The organism is Paenibacillus sp. JDR-2, assembly GCF_000023585.1.
In the GTDB taxonomy this organism is placed as follows: domain Bacteria; phylum Bacillota; class Bacilli; order Paenibacillales; family Paenibacillaceae; genus Pristimantibacillus.
On sequence record NC_012914.1, the window covers coordinates 4,262,495 to 4,285,282 of the forward strand.

The window sequence follows — 22,788 nt, forward strand, 5'->3', positions numbered from 1 at the left end:
GGAGGCAGCATCTTTGGCATTGGACCGCATTTGCGTGTTTTTATGGACGATATTGATATTTGGTAATTAATCGACGCGCTATTTCAGCCTAGCCCATCCGTTCGAAGTCACTGCTCGGCCAATTCTTTTCTCGCCTGCGCGGGCGTTATACCCGTCACTTTCTTAAAAATGCGGTGAAAATAGGTCAGGTCGGAATACCCGACGGCTTCCGCCGCGTTTTTGATCGATACGGAGGATTGCAGCAGCCGGTTCGCCTCTTCCACCCGCTTCGTCACGATGTAGTCCATGACCGTCGAGCCCGTTGCCTGCTTGAATGTCCGCGACAGATGCTCTTTACTGACGAAGTAGAGGCTCGCAATGGACTCCAGCGTGATTGGCTCCGCGAATGAACGGTTGATAAATTGGCGGATATGCTCGATATCGATGCGATGCTTGCTTTGGCGCAGCTGAATCGTCTGCTCCAGCACCGCCCCGTACGAGGATCGGAGCATGCCGATCCACTGCCCGAGCGGCGTGAAGTCGGTCACGAAGAACGAGGCTGCCTGCTCCGGAAGCGCTTTGGCGGAATCGATGCCGGCTTTCGCCATCAGTTCGTCCAGCAGCAGCATGAAATGCTTATACAGTAAATGATGCAGCCCCGGGGCGGTGTTTGCCTGCAATCGCAGCAGCGTTTCGAGCCTCGCGAACGACTCGCGAACGTCCTCGGCCCGCAGCTCCTGAAACTGCCGCGAGATCTGCTCCTTATATTCGGTCACCACGCTCATGAGGTCCTTGTCCATGGGCTGCGCGGCATGAAGACCCCGCGCGATCCGCAGCTCCGATACCGCTTTCTCCAGCGCCCGGTTCAATTCCTCCGCCTGCACGGGTTTCAGGATATATTCATCCACTCTGGAGAGGATCGCCTGCTTCGTGTACGCGAAATCGTCGAAGCCGCTGATGACGATCTTCCGAATGAAGGGATAATCCTCCGTAAGCTTCTTAAGCAGCTCCGCGCCGTCCATTCCGCGCATGCGCATGTCTGTGATAACAATGTCCGGATGGATCTCGTTGATGATCCGCAGCCCACTTAATCCCTCTTCCGCTTCTTCCACTTGCTCGATTCCGAATCGCTCCCAATCCGCGAGCCGCTTTATGCTGTCGCGCGTCCAGAATTCATCGTCGATGATAACCGCCTTCATGTCTTCTCCCCCTCTTCTTGCGCGGGGATGAGCAGCTTCACCGTCGTTCCCGCATTCCACTCGCTTGAGATGAACAGCCCGTATTCGTCGCCGAAGAGCAGCTTGATCCGCGCGTTGACGTTGCTTATTCCCATGCCCTCTCCGTTCTCCTGCCCGTCCGCCGGCTGGCTGAGCTGACGGCGAATTTCGGCCAGACGCGCTTCGTCGATGCCCATGCCGTTGTCGGCGATATCTATTTCAATCTCGTCCAGCACCTTCTCCACCCGAATGGATATCGTCCAGGCATCCATTTTCCCCTCCAGTCCGTGAACGAAGCAGTTCTCCACAATCGGCTGAAGCGAAAACTTCGGAATCCTGCAGCCCAGACATTCCTCATCCGCATCGATCCGAATCTCGATCATGCTCTGAAAGCGCAGTTTCTGAATCTGCAGGTAGTTCCGGGCATGCTCCAGCTCGTCCGCGATCGTGACCAAGTCCGATTTCATTCGGATCGTATAGCGGAACAGATCGCTAATCGCGCGGACATGGTCATTGATCTCCGGCACGTTCCGGGACAGCGCGATGCCTCCTATCGCCTGAAGCGCGTTGTGCAGAAAATGAGGATTAATCTGCGCCTGCATCGCCTTCACCTGGGCTGTCCGTTTCTCGATGGTGGCTTTGTACTCCGTCTGGATCAACTCCTTAATCCGGCTCAGCATGGAGTTGAACCTGCGCTCCAGCGTGCCGATCTCATCGCTTCTCGGTTCACGGATATCCACCTCGAAGTTCTGGATTTCAACCGCCTTCATCGACTGCGTCAGCCGGATGATTGGCCGTGTCGTAATATACGCGATGAGCACGGAAGCCGCGATCGCCACGATCGCGAACGCCAGCGCCGTTATCAAGCTGAAGTTCAGCGTCGAGGATGCGCCTTCGGTCACGTATTCAATCGGAATGAATTTCACGACCCAGACTTGGCCCGACACGCTCGGCTGATAGAACAGGAAGCCCCGCTTCGATTCCGTATAGCCCTGTCCATCCGGTTCGGCCAATGCCGCCTTCACCATCTCCTGATCGGTCGTGATCCGCTCGGAATACGGATTATACATAACGTTGCCGTCCGCATCCGCCACGAACACCTCGCTGTTCGATTCCGAGCGGATCATCTCGAGCACGCTGTTCATCATTTTCCACCTTACCTCGAGCCTGACGCCCCCGAGCACCTCCCTGTCCGGAAACCGGTTCATGCTCCGCACGATGGAGAAGGTGTTCTGCCCGTTGTTCAGCAGCAAATTCAAGCTCTCGTGAGACTGTCCGATTGCCCCCCAGTCGACCTGCGGCGTCTTCAACTGATCGGTCGAGATACCCGCATCCTTGTCGACGACATAGAGGCGATTTTGCGATTTCAGATACAGCGCGACCTGCGCGATGTTCTTGTTGTTGGCGCTGTATAACGACTTCAGCTTATCGATCGTATATTGGTTCACGAACGACGGTGTGCCCTCGCTCTGAATGGCACCGCCGGTTGCGTTCGGGAACAGCGTGCTGTCAAGAAGCAGCGAATAAGACACCGCCTGCAATTGATCGAATTTCTCGTCGAAATATTTGGCCGCCCATTCCATCCGCGATTCGTTCGACCGGATAACCTCCGAAGCGAGCGAATGCTTGGTCGTCTTCGTCGCGAACAGCGTGACCAGCGACAGCGGCAGCACCGCGATCAGCACCATGAGCAGCATCAGCTTGTACCGAAGACTGATTTGAAACGGGCGGACGATTCCCCCCAAAGTATTCCTGACCCACTTGGTCTTCATCTGCATCCCCTCTTGTACGTATGATGGCATCTACAGTTTGACCTCGGCCCTGCCAAGTTGTCAACGCTTTCATTATTCGAGGCTATGAACTTATAAGACGAGTCGCTTGATCGATGATTCACTTGAACCGTTAACAACTCCATTCCCCTTAATAACAAAATCCGCTGCAGCTGTAAGCCGAAGCGGATTTTGTTGCGTCCAACATGTATTAAAAAAGAATAAGTTCCGTACGTCAACCTTGCCGCTGTCTTCTCTTCTCTCCGCTAATTTCTCCTACCCATATTGAGCCTAGTAACAAGACAGCGCCGATAAGTTGCTGCAATGTCATCTTCTCTCCGATAACCAGGACTGAGATTAGTAAAGAAGTCACGGGGTCGATGTAACTCAATACCGCGATGCTTTGGCCGTTTAGTCCTTTCATGCCGGCAAAGAAAAGATAGAAACCAATCCCGCCATGAACGATACCTAATACAAGGATCAGGATAACCTTGGTTCCGGTGACCGAAATAAGATTGAAGCCTTCCGTAAACAGTACGAATGGGAATAGAATCATAACTGACAAGCCTAGCTGCAGAAGCGTATTGGCCAGCCCGTCCAGATCCCGAATAAACTTGTTGACTAGTGTCAATGCGGTATAGAATCCCGCCGCGATTAGTCCGTAGCCGATACCAAGCAGTTGGTGCCCGGTTGTTTCCACCCTGCCGTTTTGCAAAATAAAGAACAAACCCAGTAGAGCCATGCCGATACATAACGCCTTTTTGAGCGACAACTTTTCTTTCAAAACGAAAGGGGAGAGCATAACGACAAGAACAGGGGCAAAATAATAGCTTAATGCCGCATTGGCGATCGTTGTTTCTTTGTATGCCTGAAACAGAAAAATCCAGTTTCCGCTTAAAGCGATGCTTGCAACGAGCAAAGCGATAGCATTCTTTTTTACGCTGCGCCACGATACTTTCTGCTTTGTCCATACAAAGACGACAAGCAGAAATAGGGCACCGATCAAGCTCAGGAACAACGCAATTTTGCCAGAAGAAATATCGATAAATTTTGCAAATACGCCAACTGCGCCAAAGATGATCATAGACAAGACAAAATACATTTTTTCCTTCATTTTTTATCGCATCACTTTATTAAATTTGAAATGAAAGCACATTCCTTATCCAACAAAACCAAAATATAGCTGCAACTCCGATTTTTACGACTAATATACTTTTTTTATCATTTCGCTTATGAAAAACATCGTTAATTTCCTTTCGTTTGAGTTCTGTTGCAATGTAGTGTATCATCCATTTTATTATTACAAAAGCGAATGTTTGTCATGGGTTTAATGATAAAACCAGATGTATTGGATGTGAGTAATAACATGGATAAGAATATCCAGAAATATTTAGCTTTAATCAAAACAGTAGAGCATGGGAGCTTTACTAAAGCAGCTGAGGCACTTAACTATTCACAATCGGGGATCAGCCGCATGATCAGCGACTTAGAAGCAGAGTGGAGGATATCTCTTCTCGAACGAGGACGATTCGGCGTACGCCTGACTTCAGAAGGTCTTAAAGTACTTCCATACGCAAAAAATGTGTGTAGTGAATATCAGAAATTGCAAACGCAAATTGACGAATTACACGGACTCCAATCCGGATTAATTCGGATTGGAACCTTTTCAAGTGTAGCTACCCATTGGCTTCCGAATATAATCAAAGCCTTTCGAAAGGAGTATCCGAATATTGACTATGAGCTTTTGCTTGGCGATTATACGGAAATTGAAAGCTGGATTACGGAAGGGCGCGTGGATTGCGGCTTTCTAAGGCTTCCCACACAGACAGAACTGGATACGATTTTTTTGGAGCAGGACAAGCTGCTTGTAATCCTGCCTGAAAATCACCTGCTAGCTAATTGTGATCGTTTCCCTGTCACAGCATTAAGCGAAGACCCCTTTATGCTCTTAGAGAAAGGCGCAAAGGCTGAAATATCGGAAATATTTGAGCGATGCAACATCACACCTAAGGTACAGTTTACGACCTGGGATGATTATGCCGTTATGTCGATGGTGGAAAGCGGCTTAGGCATCAGCATTTTACCGGAGCTTATTTTGAAGCGTATTCCTTACCGAATCGTAGTAAAAGAACTCGAAGTACCTGCCTATCGCGAGATTGGCCTTGCCATGAAAGATAAGGAGTCCGCACCGCTCGCGGTCAAGCGATTTTTAGATTATTTGCAGTACAGGACTCGCGAGAAAATCTAGAGCAAGGGTATCGGAACGTCAAAAAGCATTACAGTAATCTACTCTTACTTCAACGAAAATGGCAACTGATCATCTAGATCAGCTGCCATTTTGTTGTTCTTAACTAACGCGTTCATCCCTTCTTTCACGCTTGTACTCCCCACCGCGATCTACTCCACCGCCCGGTAATCCATCCAGTCGAAATGTGCCGGCGATATCGAACGTACCCCATTGCCTGTTGCGTACATGGCGATAAATATACCGGTGAACCCGCCGGCTACTTCCGTGGCCAGCATTCTGCACTCCCCTTGCCCCATTCGGACAGGGTCCTCCTCCTCGCTTCTGGCGAAGCCAAAAACATAATCGGCTCTATCCCCGCGAATGCTCAGTACAACGGTGTCAGCGGACCACGGCATCTCGCTTTCTACCTTCCACAGCGTGCCGAGCCTCCGGCGGAAAATCAACTTGCGCGCGCCTGCTATTTGCGTGACCGCAAGCTCGTAATGGAAGCGTTCGTTCATGTACACGGCAATACCCGCTTCTTCACCATCCTGCTTTGGCGCAAAGGTCAGGTGAGTACTTGCCCGGAATGAAAAATGCTGCTGTCTGCGCCCGACAAAAGACGGAACCCCCGTTTCATTCAAGGTATCTCCGGAGCCGTATAACGTCAGGCTGCCTTTCTTCTCGGAAAGCGACCAATTGCTTGGATCCGGCAAGCGCAGAAAATTCCAGCATGGGGCAAGCGGTGCATCTTCGAAGTCATCTCTAGCCGCAGGCTCCGTCTTGGCTTGCAACGGAAGATTTCCCGCAGGCATGATTTCGCCGATCGCTCCGTTATCTCCAATAACAGGCCATGCATCTTCCGTCCAAGTAACGGGGGCCAATACCCGGCTGGTCTAATAACGGGATTGCTATATTGATTCACTATGTTCTCTCTCCTAATCCATTCCATTTCCTTAAGGCCTATTCACTCCAAAGCTTTACGCGGTCTTGAACATACTTCGTAAAACCTTTTTCCATCTTCTCGACACCTGCATCCAGCAGTTCCTTCTGGTAGCCGTCCCACATCTTAGCGAAGTCCTCCGGCTTCGCCATAACAATCCGCGGAATCTGCTTCCATGTAATGTCCTTCATCTTATTGGTAAGAATAGTCACTTCATCATCGCCAGGCACGGTTATATTCCAAGCCGCTCCCCATGCCTTCACCGGAAACTGATCCTCTTGCGGGAACAGGTCTTTCCAGGTTGCAGCGTTATACGCCTTGAGTGTTTCCTTATCGGCGCTTGTGTACGTGCTCACGATTTGCTCAGGGAAATTTTTCGTATAATAATTGCCCGCGGAATCTTTGACGCCGTCACCGTAATGCGCGCCGATATTAGAATAGAAGCCTACGCCGGATTCTTGACTAAAAGCTGTATTATCGTTAATAATACGGTTCTGAACGTCCTCCGGAACTACACGTTTACCATCCTGCAATGTATATTGTTTACCTTCAATTCCCCAATTGTTAAGAACCTGAGCTTGCTCAGAAGCCAGATAATCCAGGAATTTAATTGCTCTTACCGGATCTTTGCAGGATGTGGTAATGCCGATGCCCCAGCCAGCCATAAAGCCCGTAGACTGGAAGCGGTTATCTTTATAAGCGTCCGATAACATAACCGAGTAATGCCCGTAGGTTTGGTCAAGCTTATTGTCTGCCTTCAGAGATTTCTCGCCGTCCGCATACCCCCAATCCGCGTCGATCAAACCGATTACCCGACCGGAAGCTACCTTCGCCAGGTACTGGTCATTCTTCTCTACGAAGCTTTCTTTGTCCAGCAGCCCTATATTATACATATGGTTCAGCCACTCGAAATACTCTTTCTCGCCTTCCGTACGGTAATGATAGGTTGCTTCATTCGTTTTCGGATCAATGTAATACTCGCCGTCCCCTGACTTGCCGGTCGTTTCCGCTGCCGGGTTGGTAACGGAAATATAGGTATGCCAATCATCCCCGTTAAGAGTGAGTCCAATATTTTTATTCCCGTTTTCATCCGTCGGGTGCTTCTCTATATAGGATTTGATGACATTCTCGTAATCTTGCAGAGTCTTGATTTCAGGGTAACCCGCTTCCTTCACCGCGCGGTGCTGCAGCTCGAATCCGCCTCCCGCCACAAACGTTTGGCCGTCAACGGCCGAATAGGTCGGGATCACATAGATAGACGGATCGTCGTTGCTATAGCGCAACCGATTAATTTGATCGCCAAACAGCTTCTTGAGATTTGGGGCATATTTCTCGATCAAATCCGTCAGATCAAGCATAGCCCCCGCATCGACCATTTTGTTCAAATCCCCTTTGGGGCTGATAAGATCGGGATAATCCCCGCTGGTCGCGATGAGAGCTACTTTTTGTGAAGGATCGCCAACCGCAAACTCGGCATCAAGCGTAACGCCTGTCTGCTTGGTGATCTCTTTGCCTACATCATCCTGCATATCTCTCCAGTTGGGATTGGGATCCTCGCTGAAGAACGAGAAGGTGACCGGTGAGGTTTCATTACCCTGCTCGTTTCCCGTGTTATCGCTTACAACATTGCCATTGCCGTTATTTCCCGCACATCCGGCCAACACACCTGCCGCGAGCGTAAAGACCATGCCCAGCTTCGAGATTTCCCCTGCTTTTACCATCTGTATACCCCCATTTAAATTAAGATTCGTATATCGTATAAACAGGTTTCCCTGCCGATACCGCTGTCAGATCGATCAGCTTTTCACCGCGCCCAGCGTCATCCCCGTAACGAAATACCGCTGCAGAAACGGATAGACCAGAAGAATCGGAACCGTAACAATGATCGTGATCGCCATTTTGACCGATTCCGGAGAAATTCTGTTCATCACTTGATTCATGTTCATCCCGTTAACCTCTTGACCGTTGCTTCCCACCTGAGTGCTCTGCAGCACTTTCATTAACTCGAACTGCAGCGTGGTCAAATGCTCCTTCGAGCCGTTGTACAAATACGTATCGAACCAGGAATTCCATTGGCCAACCGCCAGGAACAGCGCAACCGTTGCCAGTGCGGGCAGCAATAAAGGAAGAATGACACGCCAGTAGATTGTGAAATCATTGGCTCCGTCCAGCTTGGCCGATTCCTGAAGAGCATACGGCAGCCCGTCGATAAACGAACGAATGATAAATACATTGAATGCGCTTACGAGTCCGGGCAGCACATACACCCAGAACGTCCCGATAAGATGCATATCGCGCATCAGAAGGTAAAAAGGAATAAGACCGCCCGATACATACATCGTTAGCGCAAGGAACATGGATAAAAATTTACGTCCGTCGAATTCCGCCCGGCTTAGCACGTAAGCCAGCATGGAAGAACTGATAAGCCCCAATACCGTACCGGCCAAGGTCCGCAGCACCGAAATCTTGAGTCCGGTAAGCAGCCCTGCGAACGAGAAAATAAGCGAATAATTGTCAAACGTCAGGTGACGGGGAAAAACCGTAATGCCTCCCCTTACCGTGTCGGTTGAATCATTAAGGGAGATAGCCAGCACATTCAGGAACGGATAAAGGGTACAGACCGCTACCAGCGAAATCACGAGGTAGACGATCACGTCAAAAAGCCGATTCGTCAGCGAGATACGAACTTTCACTATTTCAAGTCCTCCTTACATAATGCTTTCTTTGGTGATTTTCTTGAAAATGCCGTTCGCGACGAATAGCAGGATTAGACTTACTACGGAGTTGAAAATGTTAATCGCAGTGCCGAAGGAATAACGTCCCATTCCCAGTCCGTAGTTAAGGGCATACAGGTCAAGCACTTCGGATTTCTCCTTTACCAGACTGTTGCCGAGGAGAAACTGCTTCTCGAACCCGATGCTTATCAGATGTCCGATCGACATGATCAGCAAAATAATAATCGTGGAACGGATACCCGGCAGCGTAATATGCCAAATCTGCTTCAACCTGCTTGCACCGTCAACCCGGGCTGCCTCGTATAATTCCGGACCAATCCCGGCAATGGCGGCCAGATAGATAATGGCGTTCCAGCCGGTTTCCTTCCAAATATCCGCGCTGGTCACCAGGTACCAGAACAAATTTTCCTTGGCCATGAACTGAATCGGCTCATGAATGAGATGCAGGCCTAGCAAGATTTGATTCACAACGCCATTCTCCGCTGAGAGCATCTTCGTCACAATCCCCGCAACAACCACCCATGAGACAAAGTGCGGCAGATAGGAAACCGTCTGTACGAAGCGTTTCAGAAACGAAATACGGACCTCGTTCAACAGGACGGCGAAGAGGATAGGAATCGTAAAGCTTGCAATGAGCCCCATAAAACTCATCGCCAAGGTGTTTCGCAGCGCGTTAAAGAATTGATCATCCTGAAATAACATCCGGAAGTTATCAAAGCCGACCCACTTCTGGTCGAAGAAGAACTTACCTACTCGAAATTGCTGAAAAGCCATCGTCCAGCCCCATAGCGGTAAATAACTAAACAGAAAAACAAATAGGACAAACGGGACCGACATGTAATAAAGATATCGCTGCCGAACGATGCGCTGCCAAATGCTTATGACGGACAAATCTGTACCACTCCTCTGCTCTTTTTCTTGTTCCTCTAGCATTATAATAGAGCGAGTTAGACCTAATCCTTGATTTTAGGGTCTTAAAATAGCATGATTAGGACATTAGATGAGTTGTACCATGTTTAAGAAGGGAGTCTTATGAGAAGCGTCCATTTGAATTGGTTTACATCCGACGAGCAATTTCTTTTTTATATCGGGTATGGCGGGCATGACGAGGACATGTACCTTCATGATCATGTGGATTTTTCCGAGCTCGTCATTGTTTTGAACGGGAATGCCACTCATATCGTGAACACCGAAGTTTCGTTTATTAAGAAGGGGGATGTCTTTGTTATTGACGGTGCTACCTCCCATGCCTACAAGGATCCTCATGATTTCAGAATCTGCAACATCATGTACCGTCCGGACATCCTTACCTCAGCCGGCCCTGACCTGAGAACGTCCATCGGCTATCAGGCGCTTTTTGTTTTGGAACCGTTTTATCGGAATATCCAGCCTTTCAACAGCAAGCTCAGCTTGCCAATCCCGAGTCTGGAATACGTGTCCTCCCTCGCCGCCTTTATGATTGAGGAATACACGAATAAGCTTCAAGGCTATCAAACCATGCTGCGCTCGCGTTTCATGGAGCTTGTCGTCTATTTGTCCAGGCAATATCAGAATCAGGATCAGCAAGGAATCCAAGGAAATCTGATGCATTTGGCGAATGCCATTTCTTTTATGGAGGATCATTATCTCGAGCCGCTTACGCGTGAGCAGATTGCAGATAAATCAGGCATATCGGTGAGGCACTTGAACCGGATTTTTCAATCCTATTATCCAACGACGCCCTTTGCCTATCTTCTGCGCCTTCGCCTAGAGCACGCGTGCCATTTGCTTAAGACAACCCCCGTTCCAATTACGGAGGTTTCTTATAAAAGCGGCTTTAACGACAGTAACTATTTCACCCGCCAATTCACTAAGGTTTACGGGCTAGCTCCCAAGGTATACCGCCGGGAGCAGTTTAATTGACCAAATAAAAAACACCGCGCTGTATGCCAGCGGACGGTGCTTTCGTAAGGTTCACTTAAACATCGTGGAGATATATTTGGCGATGCGGACGCTAATCTCGGCGCGGGCCGCGTCGCGAATCATGGAGAAGCGGTCCTCGTAGCCGCGGCAGACAAACTTGTAATGAATGGCTCCATGCTCGCTGTCGCTCTCCTCGAGAAAGACCCGGATATTGCGCTCCTTAAGCGCTTTGCGGACAGCGGTCAGATCAGTGTGAATATGCCCCATCAGGACGCGCGAGGCTTTCATGTACAGCTGCTTCATGGAGTAGAAAGACAGCTCGATGTCCTTGCAGTTCTTATCTACGATTGTCAGCATCATAGGGAGAAGCACGTAATCCCGGATAAGCTCAAGCTCCTCTTTGCTTGGGACGGGGACAGGTCCGGAGGCTTTGGGCGGCTCGCGCCGTTCTAAATATTGCTCCCGGTGCTCAGGCAGCATCATACGGCTGGATTCCCAGCGGCCGTTTCCTTCCAGTTTCTTGCTCATTTGTAGTGTCCTCCAATTTTGACGCTGCGCTCACGGGCCTGGGCTGATTCGAGCAGCGAGGACGCCCGGAGAATCGAGGTCGTTCCGAATTTATGGCGGATGGCGTCCGTGACGCGATCCAGCTTTCTTTCCTTCTCCCTGTTGCCGAACAGGGTAAGCTGATATTGGTCGTCGGGTACCAGCTTCGATAAGGTCACGCCAAGCTTGCGGACGGGAAGCCGGTCCCAATGGGCGTAAAACAACGTGCGGGCCGCAGCAAATACTTCCTTCGTAATATTCGTCGGATCGGGTACCGTCATCTGGCGGAAAAAACCGGTCGGATGGTCGAAATCCGCGCCTTGCGCGCCTGCTGCAACCACGCTGCCCATATAACCCTTGGCGCGGCTGCGGCGGCATACCTCCTCGCTTAGTTCCAGCAGAACAACGTCAATCTCCTGCGGCTTGCTGTAATCCCTGGGAAGCGTCATCTGATGGCCGACGGCTTGCTGCGCGTCATGAGTACTCGGTTTGACCGGACTCGGGTCAATGCCGTTTGCCGTCTGCCAGAACAGCTCCGCTTGAATATCGCTGTTGCGGCCCATCCGCGCCTGCAGCCTGCGCTTGAATTCCGGCAGGGGAAGACAGCCGAGATCGCCAATCGTTGTGATCCCCATCCGTTGGAAATGCGCGGTCATCCTCGAGCCTACACCAAACATTTTGTTCACGGGAAGCGGCCATAATAAAGATTGCACCTCGGATTTCGGAAGAGTGAATTGGCCGATATCGTTTTTTTTCGCCCAAATATCGGTGGCCATCTTGGCCAGAATCTTGTTGGAGCTGATGCCTACCCGGGCCCATACGCCGGTGTAGGTCATGATCTTGGTCTGGATCTGCGTTGCAATCTCTTCGGGAGAGCCGAAGTAAGACAAGGAACCGGTAACGTCCAGGAACTGTTCGTCGATGGAGAAGGGCTCCACCAGATCGGTAAACGAACGAAAAATGTCGGTAATCATTAGCGAGACATCGATATAAGCTTGCATCCGCGGCCTGATAATGACGAGATGCGGACATTTGCCCAGCGCCTCGCCAAGGGTCTCGGCGGTCGTCACGCCGTACTGCTTCGCAAGCGGACAAGCTGCCAGAATAATGCCCGAACGCCTCGAAGGATCGCCGGCAACAACAACCGGATCGTTCTTATATTCGGGATGCGCGGCCTTCTCGACGGACGCGTAGAACGACTGGCAGTCAATCAGCATAATGACACGTTCCATAATCCCCACTCCAATACAAATGCGAAAGTATGTTCGTATATTATTATATACCGAATGTATGTTCGCTATGCAAGGGATATTTAGAGGTAATTTCAAACAGTTGGGCCAGAAGCCGATCCTGCCCTTGAAACAGCAAAAAGAAGCCTACTGTTCGGGTTGGAACAGCAGGCTTCTTTTCGTTTTCAAGGATCCTCCTCCTGCCTCAGCTGCTGGGCAGCAAGCACGGCGAGCTCAATCTTGTTGAGCAGCAGGCCGTACTCGCTTGTCAGTTCAAAGCTGCGGGGCAGCTTCAGCTTTCGGAAATACGGCATGATGTCGCCAGCCGAACCGAACCAGTCTTCCCGTTTCGCCGTCTCAAGCTTCTGGTTCGCCCAGGCATCGCGAAGCTCCGGGCTGTAGAGCGGCGCCGCTCCCGGCAGCAGCTTGCCGCCTAGCAATCGCTCCTTGTACAGCGCTGTTGGCAGCTCCCGGCGTATCCGGGCGAATAGATGCGGGGCATAATCCGCCCTTGACCCGGTATGGCGCGCATTCGCCGCAAAGGCCAGCGCCCCTTCCCGTACCCGGGGCACGCCAAACAAAACGGCATACAACGACTTGCCGAATTCAATCCGTTCGGACACATCGTCGAAATCCTCCATGATTAATCCCGCCAGCCGCAGCTCCCGCCCCCCTACCGTATGGTACGGGAACATCACCGCGTTCAGCTGCAGCAGCGACTGCATGCCGAAGAAGAAGGTATCGATCACGTTTTTGCGGAAGTAATCGTCCTGCACTACCCGTTGCTCAATGAAATGCTGCTCGTTCACAATAAGCGCAACCGTCAGCGGTACGGAATCGCGCCTTCGCCAGAACTGCTCCCATACCGGCCTCATAAACCGCGTTACCCCAAAAGCCGGAAGCAAATGAAACAACGGACGCTGAACGCGAACGCTCTCCTCGTAGAGCAGCAGCTGCGGATAGGCATCGCCAAAAATAAACGTATTCGCATGCTCCAGCAGCAGAAAGACCGATTGCCGTTTATCGCCCGGGAGCAGCTGCGGCAGCCATTCGCCAGCCAGATCGGTCATATTCCACCCGCCGTTGCGGGATACGAGATGGGCTAACATCGCCCAGTGCAGCTCCGGATGACTTTGATACATCAGCCGGTAGGCTTCCGTCCGCGACACGTTATTGCGGTTAAGACGGGAGGTCTCCGCCCGAATCCGTTCGATAAGGATCTTCTCTTCCCCGCTCCAAGCGCTCGTCACGGGCTCCGTCTGCTGCTCCTCCAGCTTCCGCCACTCTTCCTCCAGCTCGGCAACCGTATCCTCGGCGAGCTTCAGCGGAGTTGCTTCCGCGAGCATCTCATGCGAAGCCTCCAGGCCATGCCATTTGCCTACCGCATAATCCCATGCCGCAGCAGGCAGAGAAAAGAATTGTTTGATTTTGCGGAGCCTTAGTCCGGTGCGGCCGCGCCTTCTCCCCCTGCTCAACATCGACCGCCCTCCTCCTATCCTGGTAACACAAGTATTTGCCGTCAGGCCGCCTGTTCATGCATAATAAAAAGCAAAGAACGTACAAGTTTTGTGGAGCTGTATTTTTGTTCCGCAAAACTCACTTTCATTCCCAAAAAACTTTTCAGGAGGACTGGCCATGTGCGGAAGATATACCATCACCGTATCGCTCGAGGAGCTGATGATCCGTTATATGATCGGCGAGACGAAGGTGCCTTACCATCGTCCCAAATATAACGTAGCGCCAGGCCAGCAGGTGCTTGCCATTATTAATGACGGTCAGCGTAACCGGCTCGGCGAGCTGCAGTGGGGACTTGTTCCGCCTTGGGCCGACGATCCGAAGATCGGCAATAAAATGCTCAATGCCCGCTCCGAGACAGCCGCCGATAAGCCGGCCTTCAAGACGCCGCTCCGCCGCAAGCGCTGCCTGATCCCGGCAGACGGCTTCTACGAATGGAAAAAGACGGACGGCGGCAAACAGCCGATGCGTATTGTCCGCAAGGACCGCTCCGTCTTCAGCATGGCCGGTCTGTACGAGTCGTGGCTTGCGCCGGACGGCACAACAACAATCAGCACCTGCACCATTATGACGACCTCTCCCAACGAGCTGATGGCCCCGATTCACGACCGCATGCCGGTCATTTTGCGTCCGGAGGACGAGCCCTTCTGGCTCGACCGTACCGTACAGGATCCGCAGGCCTTGCAGCGTCTTTTCCTGCCGTATGCGGCGGAAGAGCTCGAAGCCTATCCGGTATCCCCGGCAGTCGGGAGCGTCAAGAATGACACCGCCGAATGCATCGAACCGGCAGCCCCGGGCGGCCAGCTGCATCTGTGGTAGATTACGGGTAGGACTGTAAAGGGGACCACTTCATTGGATTTCATCCAATGTAAAATGCCGAAGTGGCAGATAACCCGCGCTAGGTTGGATTCACTCCAATAAATATCACCCGGATGAACTTTTTTCGCTCAAATGTCTGGATTATACTGGATGAATTCCAACAAAGCTTCAATTACTGGGCAAAGTGCACCCATCTGCTGTATAAACTCCAACGTAGGCAGCCAGTGTCTTTCGCTAAATAAAAAAAAGCCGACCGCAAGCGGTCAGCGGAACATCCCCCATAGCTTCAGCAAATGGAAGGTGTTGTTTGGATCTATTTTTTGTCCGAGGACAAAATCGATAATCTGTTCTTCCTGAATATCCGTCAGCGGTTCCTGTAAAATAGAAGTCGCTGATTTCACCAGCTTCCGCACCTTTACCCGGTCCTGCAGATCATACTTCGTGACATTGCCCAGCAACAGCCGCATCCGGTCCTTAACGACCGGATTTTTTAATTTGAATTTGACGCGTTCGACCAATTGCGGCCGAATGCCGTACTTTTGGTAACTCACTTCGGCTAACACCTCCATCCGGCATTCCGATGATTCGATCGTTTAACTATATGCCGCAAGAGGGAAGATATTGCTTAGTCGAGCTGTTCCCCTTGAAAAATTTGATCCTTCAGCAGTTGGACACGCATCCGTTCGAACAACGGATTCGTCCAGAAATCATCCCGTCCGGTAAGCTCCGCCGCATCATCGCGGGCAAGCTCCAGCATCTCGTATTCCGCCGCCATATCAGCGATCTTGAACTCCGGCAAGCCGCTTTGCTTCGTCCCGAAGAAGTCTCCCGGTCCCCGCAGCTCCAGATCCCGGCGCGACACCTCAAAGCCGTCATTGGTCTCCGTCATCACCTTCATTCGCTCGCGTCCGTTCTCCGACTTCGGATCGGCCACCAGCACGCAGAACGACTGATGCGCCCCGCGCCCGACGCGCCCGCGCAGCTGATGCAGCTGCGAAAGCCCGAACCGCTCCGCGTCCATAATGATGATAAGCGTGGCATTCGGAACGTCGACACCAACCTCAACGACCGTTGTCGCAACAAGCAGCTGCGTCTCGTTGGCGCCAAACCCGCGCATCACTTCGTCCTTCTCGGAAGCCGACAGCCGGCCGTGCAGAAGCCCGACCTTCAAATCCGGAAAAGCCTGCTGCATCTGCACGTACAGATCAATCGCATTTTGCACATCCAGCTTATCCGACTCCTCGATCAGCGGGCAGATCACGTACGCCTGGCGTCCCTCGCCAACCTCACGCCGGATAAAGCCAAGAACGCGTTCCATCATGTCATGCTTAACCCAATACGTCTTAATCGGCTTCCGGCCGTGCGGACGCTCCTTGATCGTGGACACATCCATGTCCCCGAAGGCCGTAATGGCAAGCGTCCTCGGAATTGGAGTGGCCGTCATCGTAAGCACGTCGGGATTCATCCCTTTGCGGCGCAGAATACTCCGCTGATTCACCCCGAACCGGTGCTGCTCGTCCGTCACGACAAGCCCCAGGCTGCGGAAAAAGACATCGTCCTGAATAAGCGCATGCGTGCCGACCAGAATATCGATCATGCCCATCTGCAGCCCGGCAAGCACATCGCGGCGCTTCTTCTCCGTCAAGCTGCCCGTCAGGAGAGCGACCTCAATCCCCGTATCCGCAAACAGCTTCTGCAGCGAGCGCAAATGCTGCTCGGCCAGAATCTCCGTCGGCACCATAAGAGCCCCTTGATGGCCGGCTTTGATCGTGCAATACAGCGCAATTGCCGCAACGACCGTTTTGCCGGACCCGACATCCCCCTGCAGCAGGCGGTTCATCGCCGCCGGTTGGCGCATATCGGACATAATCTCGTTAACAACCTTCTTCTGGCCGTCCGTCAGCTCGAAAGGAAGCGTAGCCGCAAAGTTGCGGATCGTCTCCCCGTTCACCTGATGAACAATGCCATCCCCGCGTTTCCGCGTCAAAGAACGGTAAGCCTGCAGCTTCAGCTGAAAAAGAAACAGCTCCTCATAGACCATCCGCCGCCTGGCTTCCAGGCCTTCCTTAACCTCTTCCGGATCGTGAATCCGCTGCACGGCATCACGCCTTGCCATAAGCCCGTGGCGCTCAACAAGCTCATGCGGCAGCACTTCCTCAATCATGGAGCCGTATTGGAGAAGCGCCTGCTTGATCGTCTTGCGCATCCAGGCTTGCGTAATCCCTCCGCCTACGGAATAGACCGGTTGAAGAGTGCCTGACTTCACCATGCCTGTAGACTTGTCCGCAAATTCGGATTCCGACACGGTCATCTGCAGGCGCTGCTGCTCCCACTTGCCCGTCAGCATAATTTCTCTACCCGGCGTCAGCTGTCCTTGCAGAAAATGACGGTTAAACCAGACAGCCGTCACCAGCATATGGTCAACCTCGATTTTGCAGGTCAGGCGCGATTTGTTTTTTCCGTACCGCTGCAAAATCCCGTTCCCGCGAATCGTCCCCTGAACCGTCACCTTCTCGCCGTCTTTGATCTCGGCAAGCTCCCGAATACGGTAATCTTCATATCGAAATGGAAAATAATCCAGCAAATCGGCGACCGTGTGTACGCCAAAGGCGTGAAGCTCTTCTTCCTTCGGAGCGCTCACGCCTTTAATTTGCCGGACCGAATACTGTTCCAGCGTCATTGTTCTCTACCTCACACTCTGCGCACGAACACAGCCATCGTGCCGGGACCCACATGGGTTCCGATTACGGCACCAACGGTTGCGTATTCAACCCCTTGAACATTGAAGCGTCCCTTGATCAGCTCGAGGAATTCCAAAGCAGCTTCCTTATTCGTGTTCCAGGCGATTGTTACAATGACCGGATCCTGGCCGCAAGCATCGCCAAGCATATCCATAATCCGCGCCATTGCTTTTTTTGTACCGCGCATTTTATCTACGGCATATACCATGCCTTCTTTGTCGAGCGACAGAATCGGCTTAATATTAAGAATAGATCCGATAAGAGCGGAAGCTTTGCCGATCCGTCCTCCTCTTTGCAAATATTCAAGCGTATCCACGAGAAAATACAGCTGCGTTTCCCGCTGCATCCGCTCGATCTCGGCCATAATCGCTTCTTTCGAAGCCCCTTCCCTAGCCATTCTGGCCGCTGCTACCACGCGCATGCCATAGGAGTAAGAAGCTGTTTTTGAATCGATAACCGTAATATCCGGGTCCCCGTCAATCATCGAGCTGGCGATAACGGCCGACTGGTAAGTCCCGCTGACCGCACCCGACAAGTGAATCGAAATAATGGACGCCCCGGGGTCCTCCTGCAAAATGCGTTCGTATACCTCTTGATACTCCATCGGTGATGGCTGGGACGAAGTAGGCATTGCCGGTGATGACGCTACTTTCTCGAAAAACTGCTCCGTATTAATCGTAACGGCATCATAGTAAGTCTCTTCTCCGAACAGAATTTTCAGCGGAACCATCTCAATGCCGAGCTCTTGCCTCAGCGCGAGTGGAATGTCCGATGCGCTGTCGGTCACGATGCGTATGTTCCCCATACGTCCCCTCCCAACTTATTATGGCTATTCCATAGCGAACAAATAAGGATATAAAGGCTGGCCGCCGGCATGAACCTCAAGCTCAATATCCGGGTATGCCTCCTCGATCCATTCGCATAATTCGGCTGTATCGGATTCTTTCGCATCCTCGCCGGTCAGGATCGTAAGCAGCTCGCCGCCCTCTTCGGCCATAGCCGCCATTAGCAGCTGGCAAGCCTCAAGCAAGGTTGGCTTGGAGGAGACAATCGTCTTCTCTTTAATCCCCATATAGTCGCCTTCTTGGATGTCTACGCCGTCAATCGACGTATTCCGTACCGCCTGCGTCACTTGGCCGGATACGACCTGCTCCGCCGCGTTCTTCATCCATGCTGCGTTACGCTCCGCCGATTCTTCTTCCTTGAAGGAAAGAATCGCTGCCAAGCCCTGCGGAATCGTTTTTGTCGGAATAACCGTTACTTCGCGTCCGCTCAGCTCTGCGGCTTGTTCTGCCGCGAGAATGATGTTGCTGTTATTAGGCAGCAGGTAGATATGCTCTGCCGGCAGCGATTCAATCGCGTTCACGAAATCCTCGGTGCTCGGATTCATCGTCTGCCCCCCGGACAATACGATATCCACCTCGTTGCTGAGGAAAATATTCGCGATGCCTTCGCCAAGCGCAACCGCAATGATGCCGAATGGCGCAAGCTCATGCAGCTGCTCCGGCGCGACCACCTGCGCAGCCGGTCCTGCCAGCAGCTCCGTCGACGAAATATCGCCGGTCAGCGCATACTCGGGTACCGGTGCAAATGGCTCCGCCGCCGCTTCATGCTCAAGCAGATCGCGGTGCTGTTCCCGCATATTCAGAATGTGGAAGTCCGTCAGTTCGCCATAAGCCATTGCAAGGTTCAATACATCGCCAGGCTTGCGGGAATGGACATGCACTTTAATAATAACGTCGTCGGCAATGACGAGAATCGAATCGCCGTCTTTTTCAAGCGCCTTCTTGAAAGCGTATTCATTAAAAAACGTTGCAGGTTTCCCGCTGATTTTGCGATTGATAAAGAACTCCATATCGTAAAGGAACTCAATATCCTCAGTCGCCAGCTTCGATTGCGCAGATGCCGGCACGGACGGTCTTGCAACGGCCGAGGGTCTGTTCGCCGCAGCCGGCTGCGCTGCAGCCACTTCTTCAGGTGCTGCCGCTTCAGACGGGAATGCGAATACCTTCTCTTGAATCGTACCGCTATGCGTCAGATACTGAACAAAGCCCTCGTAAATAAAGACGAGACCTTGTCCGCCGGAATCAACAACGCCAACCTGCTTTAATACCGGCAGCAGATCCGGCGTGCGCTGAAGCGCTTCATTTGCCTTCGCATGAATCTCTTGCATCAGTTCAACGACATCACTCGTTCTGCGGGCATACTGAACGGCATGCTTGGCCGCTTCTCTTGCTACCGTAAGAATCGTTCCTTCGACCGGCTTCACGACCGCTTTATAAGCCATATCAACGCCGTTTTGGAAGGCGGCAGCAATCTGCAGCGTCCCGGCTTCTTCGAGATTGGAGAGCGATTTGGCAAAGCCGCGGAATAACTGGGACAAAATAACCCCCGAGTTGCCCCTTGCCCCCATCAGAAGTCCTTTGGACAATGCTTCAGCGGCCTTTCCCAAATGGGCGGACGGCTTGTTTCGCAGTTCGCGAACCCCCGAGACAATCGTTAGATTCATGTTCGTACCCGTATCTCCGTCTGGCACCGGAAACACATTTAATGCATTAACCCGGTCTACATTTCTTTCTAAATACTCCGCACCGAGCAGTGCCATGGCGGTAAAATCAGATCCGTTAATGGAGCGCTTACTCAACGACAATTCCCCTTCCTAAAAGAATTGCAAAAGCAATTCTAACTTCGTAAGCATTGACTAAGTAGATACCCTTACGTCTTGAACAAATATATGGACCTGGTCCACTTGAAGACCAATTACATCATTTAGGACGTACTTAACCTTGTTCTGTATATTATGCGCGACTTCGGAAATTTTCGTGCCGTAGCTTACGATAATATGCAATTCAATATGGAGCTGTTCATTCTCCCGGCGTACCTCGACACCCTTCGACATGTTCTCTCTGCCGAGCAGCTCGGCGATGCCATCCTTAAGCTGTTTGCGGGAAGCCATCCCTACAAGCCCATAACAATCCATGGCTGCAGAGCCTGCAATCACTGCAATGCAATCATCATTCACAATTATCTGTCCAAGCTCGTTCTTAATCTGCAGTGGTATGGGAATACACTCCTTTACCGTAAATAATATGGACTAAGGATTATTGTACTATAAACCGCTTCATTATAGAAGGGCGCAAGGTAAAAACGATGACAAAATCCATCATTTCATGTAGTTTTAAGTTGCTGATACACAACAATTGTGATACGATAGTCAAGTATGTTTATGTGCAGGCTTGACCCAGGTATTTTTTAAATACAGCTTGTGCTAACAATGCAGCTAATCGCTCAAAAAGCAAACTCTAAGCGCATGCTTGCAGGAAAGCCCGGCTTTCTTGCGGCACAAACTTAAGGAGGTGTACTCATGTCCCGCAAATGTTTCATTACTGGTAAATCGCCTGGTACAGGCAACCATGTATCCCACGCAAACAACAAAAACCGTCGTTCTTGGGGTGTAAACGTGCAAAAGGTTCGCATCTTGGTAGACGGCAAACCGAAACGCGTTTATGTCAGCACACGTGCACTGAAATCCGGCAAAGTAACTCGCGTTTAATTCCGGATTTTAACCAAGCGGTCTAGCGCAAACGGCTGACGCCGTCAATTTGGCGGCGCAGCAAACGTTTCGCTATGAAATATAAGCGTCGTATACTTGTTTATACTTTCTTATATTTAGACAAAAAGCACCTGAGCTCAGGTGCTTTTTCTTTGTTCACTTCTCCGAATGCGACCCGCCCCTCTGACACTGAATGGTGGAGCCGTTTCACCTTGAATTCTAGGACTTATAAGAGTTTTCTTATAAGATGGCCTAGAATTCTACGGATCGGAACGCCTCCCGCCGCCGTTAAAATGGCGGGACCGTTCTGCCTTGAATTCTAAGGATCTATAAGTTTACTCTTATAATTTGGCTCAGAATTCTCCGGATCAGAACGCCTCCCGCCGTCACTAAATGGCGGGACCGTTCTGCCTTGCCCACGATCGTTCGTTAAGCCGTGCATCGGACCTAGTTTTTTTGGAAGGTATTCAATATTGCTTTTACGAATCCGCCCAGAAATTTCGGCAGTTTGATCGTGTAAAATTTCATGCCCATCCCTCCTCAGACACGCTCATCGAAATTGGATGTGTACCAATAATATAAACGCAAAAATGGCTACACGAACCTTCGTTCATGTAACCATCCTATGCGATGCTAAGCTGTCCTATTCCAAAGCTCCAGCTAGTATTCTATTAGCCTGCCGGCATCGGATTATCCCGCATGTAGACCACGATCGCGATCACCAGAGCCGTAGCAAAATAAACGATTATTGCAGAAACGATAAAGGAAATCCGCGGTCCCCAGGTAGAGAAACGCTTGAAGCATTTGATGGCGACATACAAAGCCACCAGGGAGCAGACGTACTTGATAGGCGAGCTGATGGCCGTAAAAAGCCCAAGCAGAACGCCTGCTGTTATCGCGTAAAAAGCGATCCAGAACAATTTCTTCCAAATACTTTCCTCTAACTCGAAATCCTCATCCACACTCGTTACCGAAGCGCAGCAATCGCGGCCGCGCGATCCCTTTCCCCGAATACGGCATTGCCTGCAACAAGCACATTCGCACCGGCTTCTACAACCTGCTTAGCAGTAACACTGTTAATACCGCCGTCCACTTGCACATGAACATGGCCGAGGCCGCGTTCATTAAGCATTTTGCGCAGCTGGCGAAGTTTATTGAGCGACTCCTCGATAAAGGCTTGTCCGCCAAAACCAGGGTTAACCGTCATAATTAGAATCAGGTCAACGTCCCCCAGAATATGTTCCAGAACCGACAACGGCGTGCCTGGATTCAGCGCAACGCCGGCAGGCAGACCTAGATCCTTGATCTGCTGGATCGTGCGGTGCAGGTGTACCGTTGCTTCGGCATGAACCGTAATCCGGTCCGCTCCAGCGGCTGCATAGCTCGGAATCGACAGCTCCGGACGTTCAATCATCAGATGCACGTCAAATGGAAGCTTTGTAGCCGGACGTACCGCCGCGATAACCGGAGGACCGAATGTTAAGTTCGGCACAAAATGCCCGTCCATAACATCGACGTGAATCCAATCCGCTCCTGCCTCTTCCGCTGCTTTGATCTCGTCTCCAAGCCGTGCGAAATCCGCCGACAGGATAGATGGTGCGATAATTGCCATA

General features: G+C 51.4%; 22 protein-coding genes. 4 read left to right on the forward strand and 18 right to left on the reverse strand.

Features of this window, described 5'->3' with window-relative positions:
• Positions 1 to 107: 107 nt before the first annotated feature.
• From PJDR2_RS18780 to PJDR2_RS18790, 3 genes are all read right to left on the reverse strand, one after another.
• Complete coding sequence (locus PJDR2_RS18780) at positions 108 to 1,178, reverse strand: helix-turn-helix domain-containing protein (protein ID WP_015845300.1); 1,071 nt, start codon at positions 1,176 to 1,178, stop codon at positions 108 to 110.
• The gene (locus PJDR2_RS18785) at positions 1,175 to 2,968 is read right to left on the reverse strand and encodes a cache domain-containing sensor histidine kinase (RefSeq protein ID WP_015845301.1); all 1,794 of its coding nucleotides are present in this window, start codon (positions 2,966 to 2,968) and stop codon (positions 1,175 to 1,177) included. Before PJDR2_RS18785 ends, PJDR2_RS18780 begins: the two co-directional genes overlap by 4 nt.
• A gap of 232 nt (positions 2,969 to 3,200) precedes the next feature.
• The gene (locus PJDR2_RS18790) at positions 3,201 to 4,079 is read right to left on the reverse strand and encodes a DMT family transporter (protein ID WP_041613513.1); all 879 of its coding nucleotides are present in this window, start codon (positions 4,077 to 4,079) and stop codon (positions 3,201 to 3,203) included.
• Positions 4,080 to 4,331: 252 nt separating this feature from the next.
• Here PJDR2_RS18790 and PJDR2_RS18795 point away from each other — a divergent pair, with 252 nt between their 5' ends.
• Positions 4,332 to 5,213, forward strand: a complete 882-nt coding sequence (locus tag PJDR2_RS18795; RefSeq protein ID WP_015845303.1) for a LysR family transcriptional regulator — start codon at positions 4,332 to 4,334, stop codon at positions 5,211 to 5,213.
• 149 nt (positions 5,214 to 5,362) lie between these two features.
• Here PJDR2_RS18795 and PJDR2_RS18800 read toward each other — a convergent pair whose 3' ends face one another.
• From PJDR2_RS18800 to PJDR2_RS18815, 4 genes are all read right to left on the reverse strand, one after another.
• Positions 5,363 to 5,986 (reverse strand): hypothetical protein, encoded by a 624-nt coding sequence (locus tag PJDR2_RS18800; protein ID WP_265525060.1) that lies wholly within the window; start codon positions 5,984 to 5,986, stop codon positions 5,363 to 5,365.
• Between the two features lie 169 nt (positions 5,987 to 6,155).
• On the reverse strand, positions 6,156 to 7,856 hold the full coding sequence (locus PJDR2_RS18805; protein WP_015845304.1) for an ABC transporter substrate-binding protein: 1,701 nt from the start codon (positions 7,854 to 7,856) through the stop codon (positions 6,156 to 6,158).
• Positions 7,857 to 7,931: 75 nt separating this feature from the next.
• On the reverse strand, positions 7,932 to 8,828 hold the full coding sequence (locus tag PJDR2_RS18810; protein ID WP_015845305.1) for a carbohydrate ABC transporter permease: 897 nt from the start codon (positions 8,826 to 8,828) through the stop codon (positions 7,932 to 7,934).
• 15 nt (positions 8,829 to 8,843) lie between these two features.
• On the reverse strand, positions 8,844 to 9,707 hold the full coding sequence (locus PJDR2_RS18815; protein WP_265525195.1) for an ABC transporter permease: 864 nt from the start codon (positions 9,705 to 9,707) through the stop codon (positions 8,844 to 8,846).
• 195 nt (positions 9,708 to 9,902) lie between these two features.
• Between PJDR2_RS18815 and PJDR2_RS18820 the strand changes: the two genes are divergently transcribed.
• Positions 9,903 to 10,772: a helix-turn-helix domain-containing protein gene (locus PJDR2_RS18820; RefSeq protein WP_015845307.1), complete on the forward strand. Its 870-nt coding sequence runs from the start codon at positions 9,903 to 9,905 to the stop codon at positions 10,770 to 10,772.
• A 51-nt stretch (positions 10,773 to 10,823) separates the two neighbouring features.
• On the opposite strand, the gene PJDR2_RS18825 is transcribed toward PJDR2_RS18820, so the two are convergent.
• The 3 genes from PJDR2_RS18825 to PJDR2_RS18835 all read right to left on the reverse strand — a co-directional run bounded on the left by PJDR2_RS18825 (position 10,824) and on the right by PJDR2_RS18835 (position 14,025).
• Positions 10,824 to 11,300 carry a hypothetical protein gene (locus PJDR2_RS18825; RefSeq protein WP_015845308.1) on the reverse strand — a complete coding sequence of 159 codons (477 nt, stop codon included), beginning with the start codon at positions 11,298 to 11,300 and terminating at the stop codon, positions 10,824 to 10,826.
• Complete coding sequence (locus tag PJDR2_RS18830; protein WP_015845309.1) at positions 11,297 to 12,550, reverse strand: DNA polymerase IV; 1,254 nt, start codon at positions 12,548 to 12,550, stop codon at positions 11,297 to 11,299. The genes PJDR2_RS18825 and PJDR2_RS18830 overlap by 4 nt, the downstream gene beginning before the upstream one ends.
• A 182-nt stretch (positions 12,551 to 12,732) precedes the next feature.
• Positions 12,733 to 14,025, reverse strand: coding sequence for a DUF2515 domain-containing protein (locus PJDR2_RS18835; protein ID WP_015845310.1), 1,293 nt, complete (start codon positions 14,023 to 14,025; stop codon positions 12,733 to 12,735).
• A gap of 157 nt (positions 14,026 to 14,182) precedes the next feature.
• Between PJDR2_RS18835 and PJDR2_RS18840 the strand changes: the two genes are divergently transcribed.
• Entirely contained in the window at positions 14,183 to 14,881 is a 699-nt protein-coding gene (locus tag PJDR2_RS18840) for an SOS response-associated peptidase (RefSeq protein ID WP_015845311.1), read from the forward strand.
• A 263-nt stretch (positions 14,882 to 15,144) separates the two neighbouring features.
• Here PJDR2_RS18840 and PJDR2_RS18845 read toward each other — a convergent pair whose 3' ends face one another.
• From PJDR2_RS18845 to PJDR2_RS18865, 5 genes are all read right to left on the reverse strand, one after another.
• Positions 15,145 to 15,432 carry a stage VI sporulation protein F gene (locus tag PJDR2_RS18845; protein WP_041613515.1) on the reverse strand — a complete coding sequence of 96 codons (288 nt, stop codon included), beginning with the start codon at positions 15,430 to 15,432 and terminating at the stop codon, positions 15,145 to 15,147.
• A gap of 74 nt (positions 15,433 to 15,506) precedes the next feature.
• Complete coding sequence (gene recG / locus PJDR2_RS18850) at positions 15,507 to 17,561, reverse strand: ATP-dependent DNA helicase RecG (protein WP_015845313.1); 2,055 nt, start codon at positions 17,559 to 17,561, stop codon at positions 15,507 to 15,509.
• Positions 17,562 to 17,572: 11 nt separating this feature from the next.
• The gene (locus PJDR2_RS18855; RefSeq protein WP_015845314.1) at positions 17,573 to 18,427 is read right to left on the reverse strand and encodes a DegV family protein; all 855 of its coding nucleotides are present in this window, start codon (positions 18,425 to 18,427) and stop codon (positions 17,573 to 17,575) included.
• Positions 18,428 to 18,451: 24 nt separating this feature from the next.
• Complete coding sequence (locus PJDR2_RS18860; RefSeq protein ID WP_041613516.1) at positions 18,452 to 20,266, reverse strand: DAK2 domain-containing protein; 1,815 nt, start codon at positions 20,264 to 20,266, stop codon at positions 18,452 to 18,454.
• 57 nt (positions 20,267 to 20,323) lie between these two features.
• The gene (locus tag PJDR2_RS18865; RefSeq protein ID WP_015845316.1) at positions 20,324 to 20,683 is read right to left on the reverse strand and encodes an Asp23/Gls24 family envelope stress response protein; all 360 of its coding nucleotides are present in this window, start codon (positions 20,681 to 20,683) and stop codon (positions 20,324 to 20,326) included.
• A 303-nt stretch (positions 20,684 to 20,986) separates the two neighbouring features.
• On the opposite strand from PJDR2_RS18865, the gene rpmB reads away from it, so the two are divergent.
• Positions 20,987 to 21,175 carry a 50S ribosomal protein L28 gene (gene rpmB, locus PJDR2_RS18870; RefSeq protein ID WP_015845317.1) on the forward strand — a complete coding sequence of 63 codons (189 nt, stop codon included), beginning with the start codon at positions 20,987 to 20,989 and terminating at the stop codon, positions 21,173 to 21,175.
• Between the two features lie 447 nt (positions 21,176 to 21,622).
• Here rpmB and spoVM read toward each other — a convergent pair whose 3' ends face one another.
• The 3 genes from spoVM to rpe form a co-directional block, all read right to left on the reverse strand.
• Positions 21,623 to 21,703: a stage V sporulation protein SpoVM gene (gene spoVM, locus PJDR2_RS18875; protein WP_010345573.1), complete on the reverse strand. Its 81-nt coding sequence runs from the start codon at positions 21,701 to 21,703 to the stop codon at positions 21,623 to 21,625.
• 143 nt (positions 21,704 to 21,846) lie between these two features.
• Positions 21,847 to 22,095 carry a hypothetical protein gene (locus PJDR2_RS32765; RefSeq protein WP_190276161.1) on the reverse strand — a complete coding sequence of 83 codons (249 nt, stop codon included), beginning with the start codon at positions 22,093 to 22,095 and terminating at the stop codon, positions 21,847 to 21,849.
• Positions 22,096 to 22,142: 47 nt separating this feature from the next.
• The gene (gene rpe / locus PJDR2_RS18885; protein ID WP_015845319.1) at positions 22,143 to 22,787 is read right to left on the reverse strand and encodes a ribulose-phosphate 3-epimerase; all 645 of its coding nucleotides are present in this window, start codon (positions 22,785 to 22,787) and stop codon (positions 22,143 to 22,145) included.
• Between the last annotated feature and the right edge of the window lies 1 nt (position 22,788).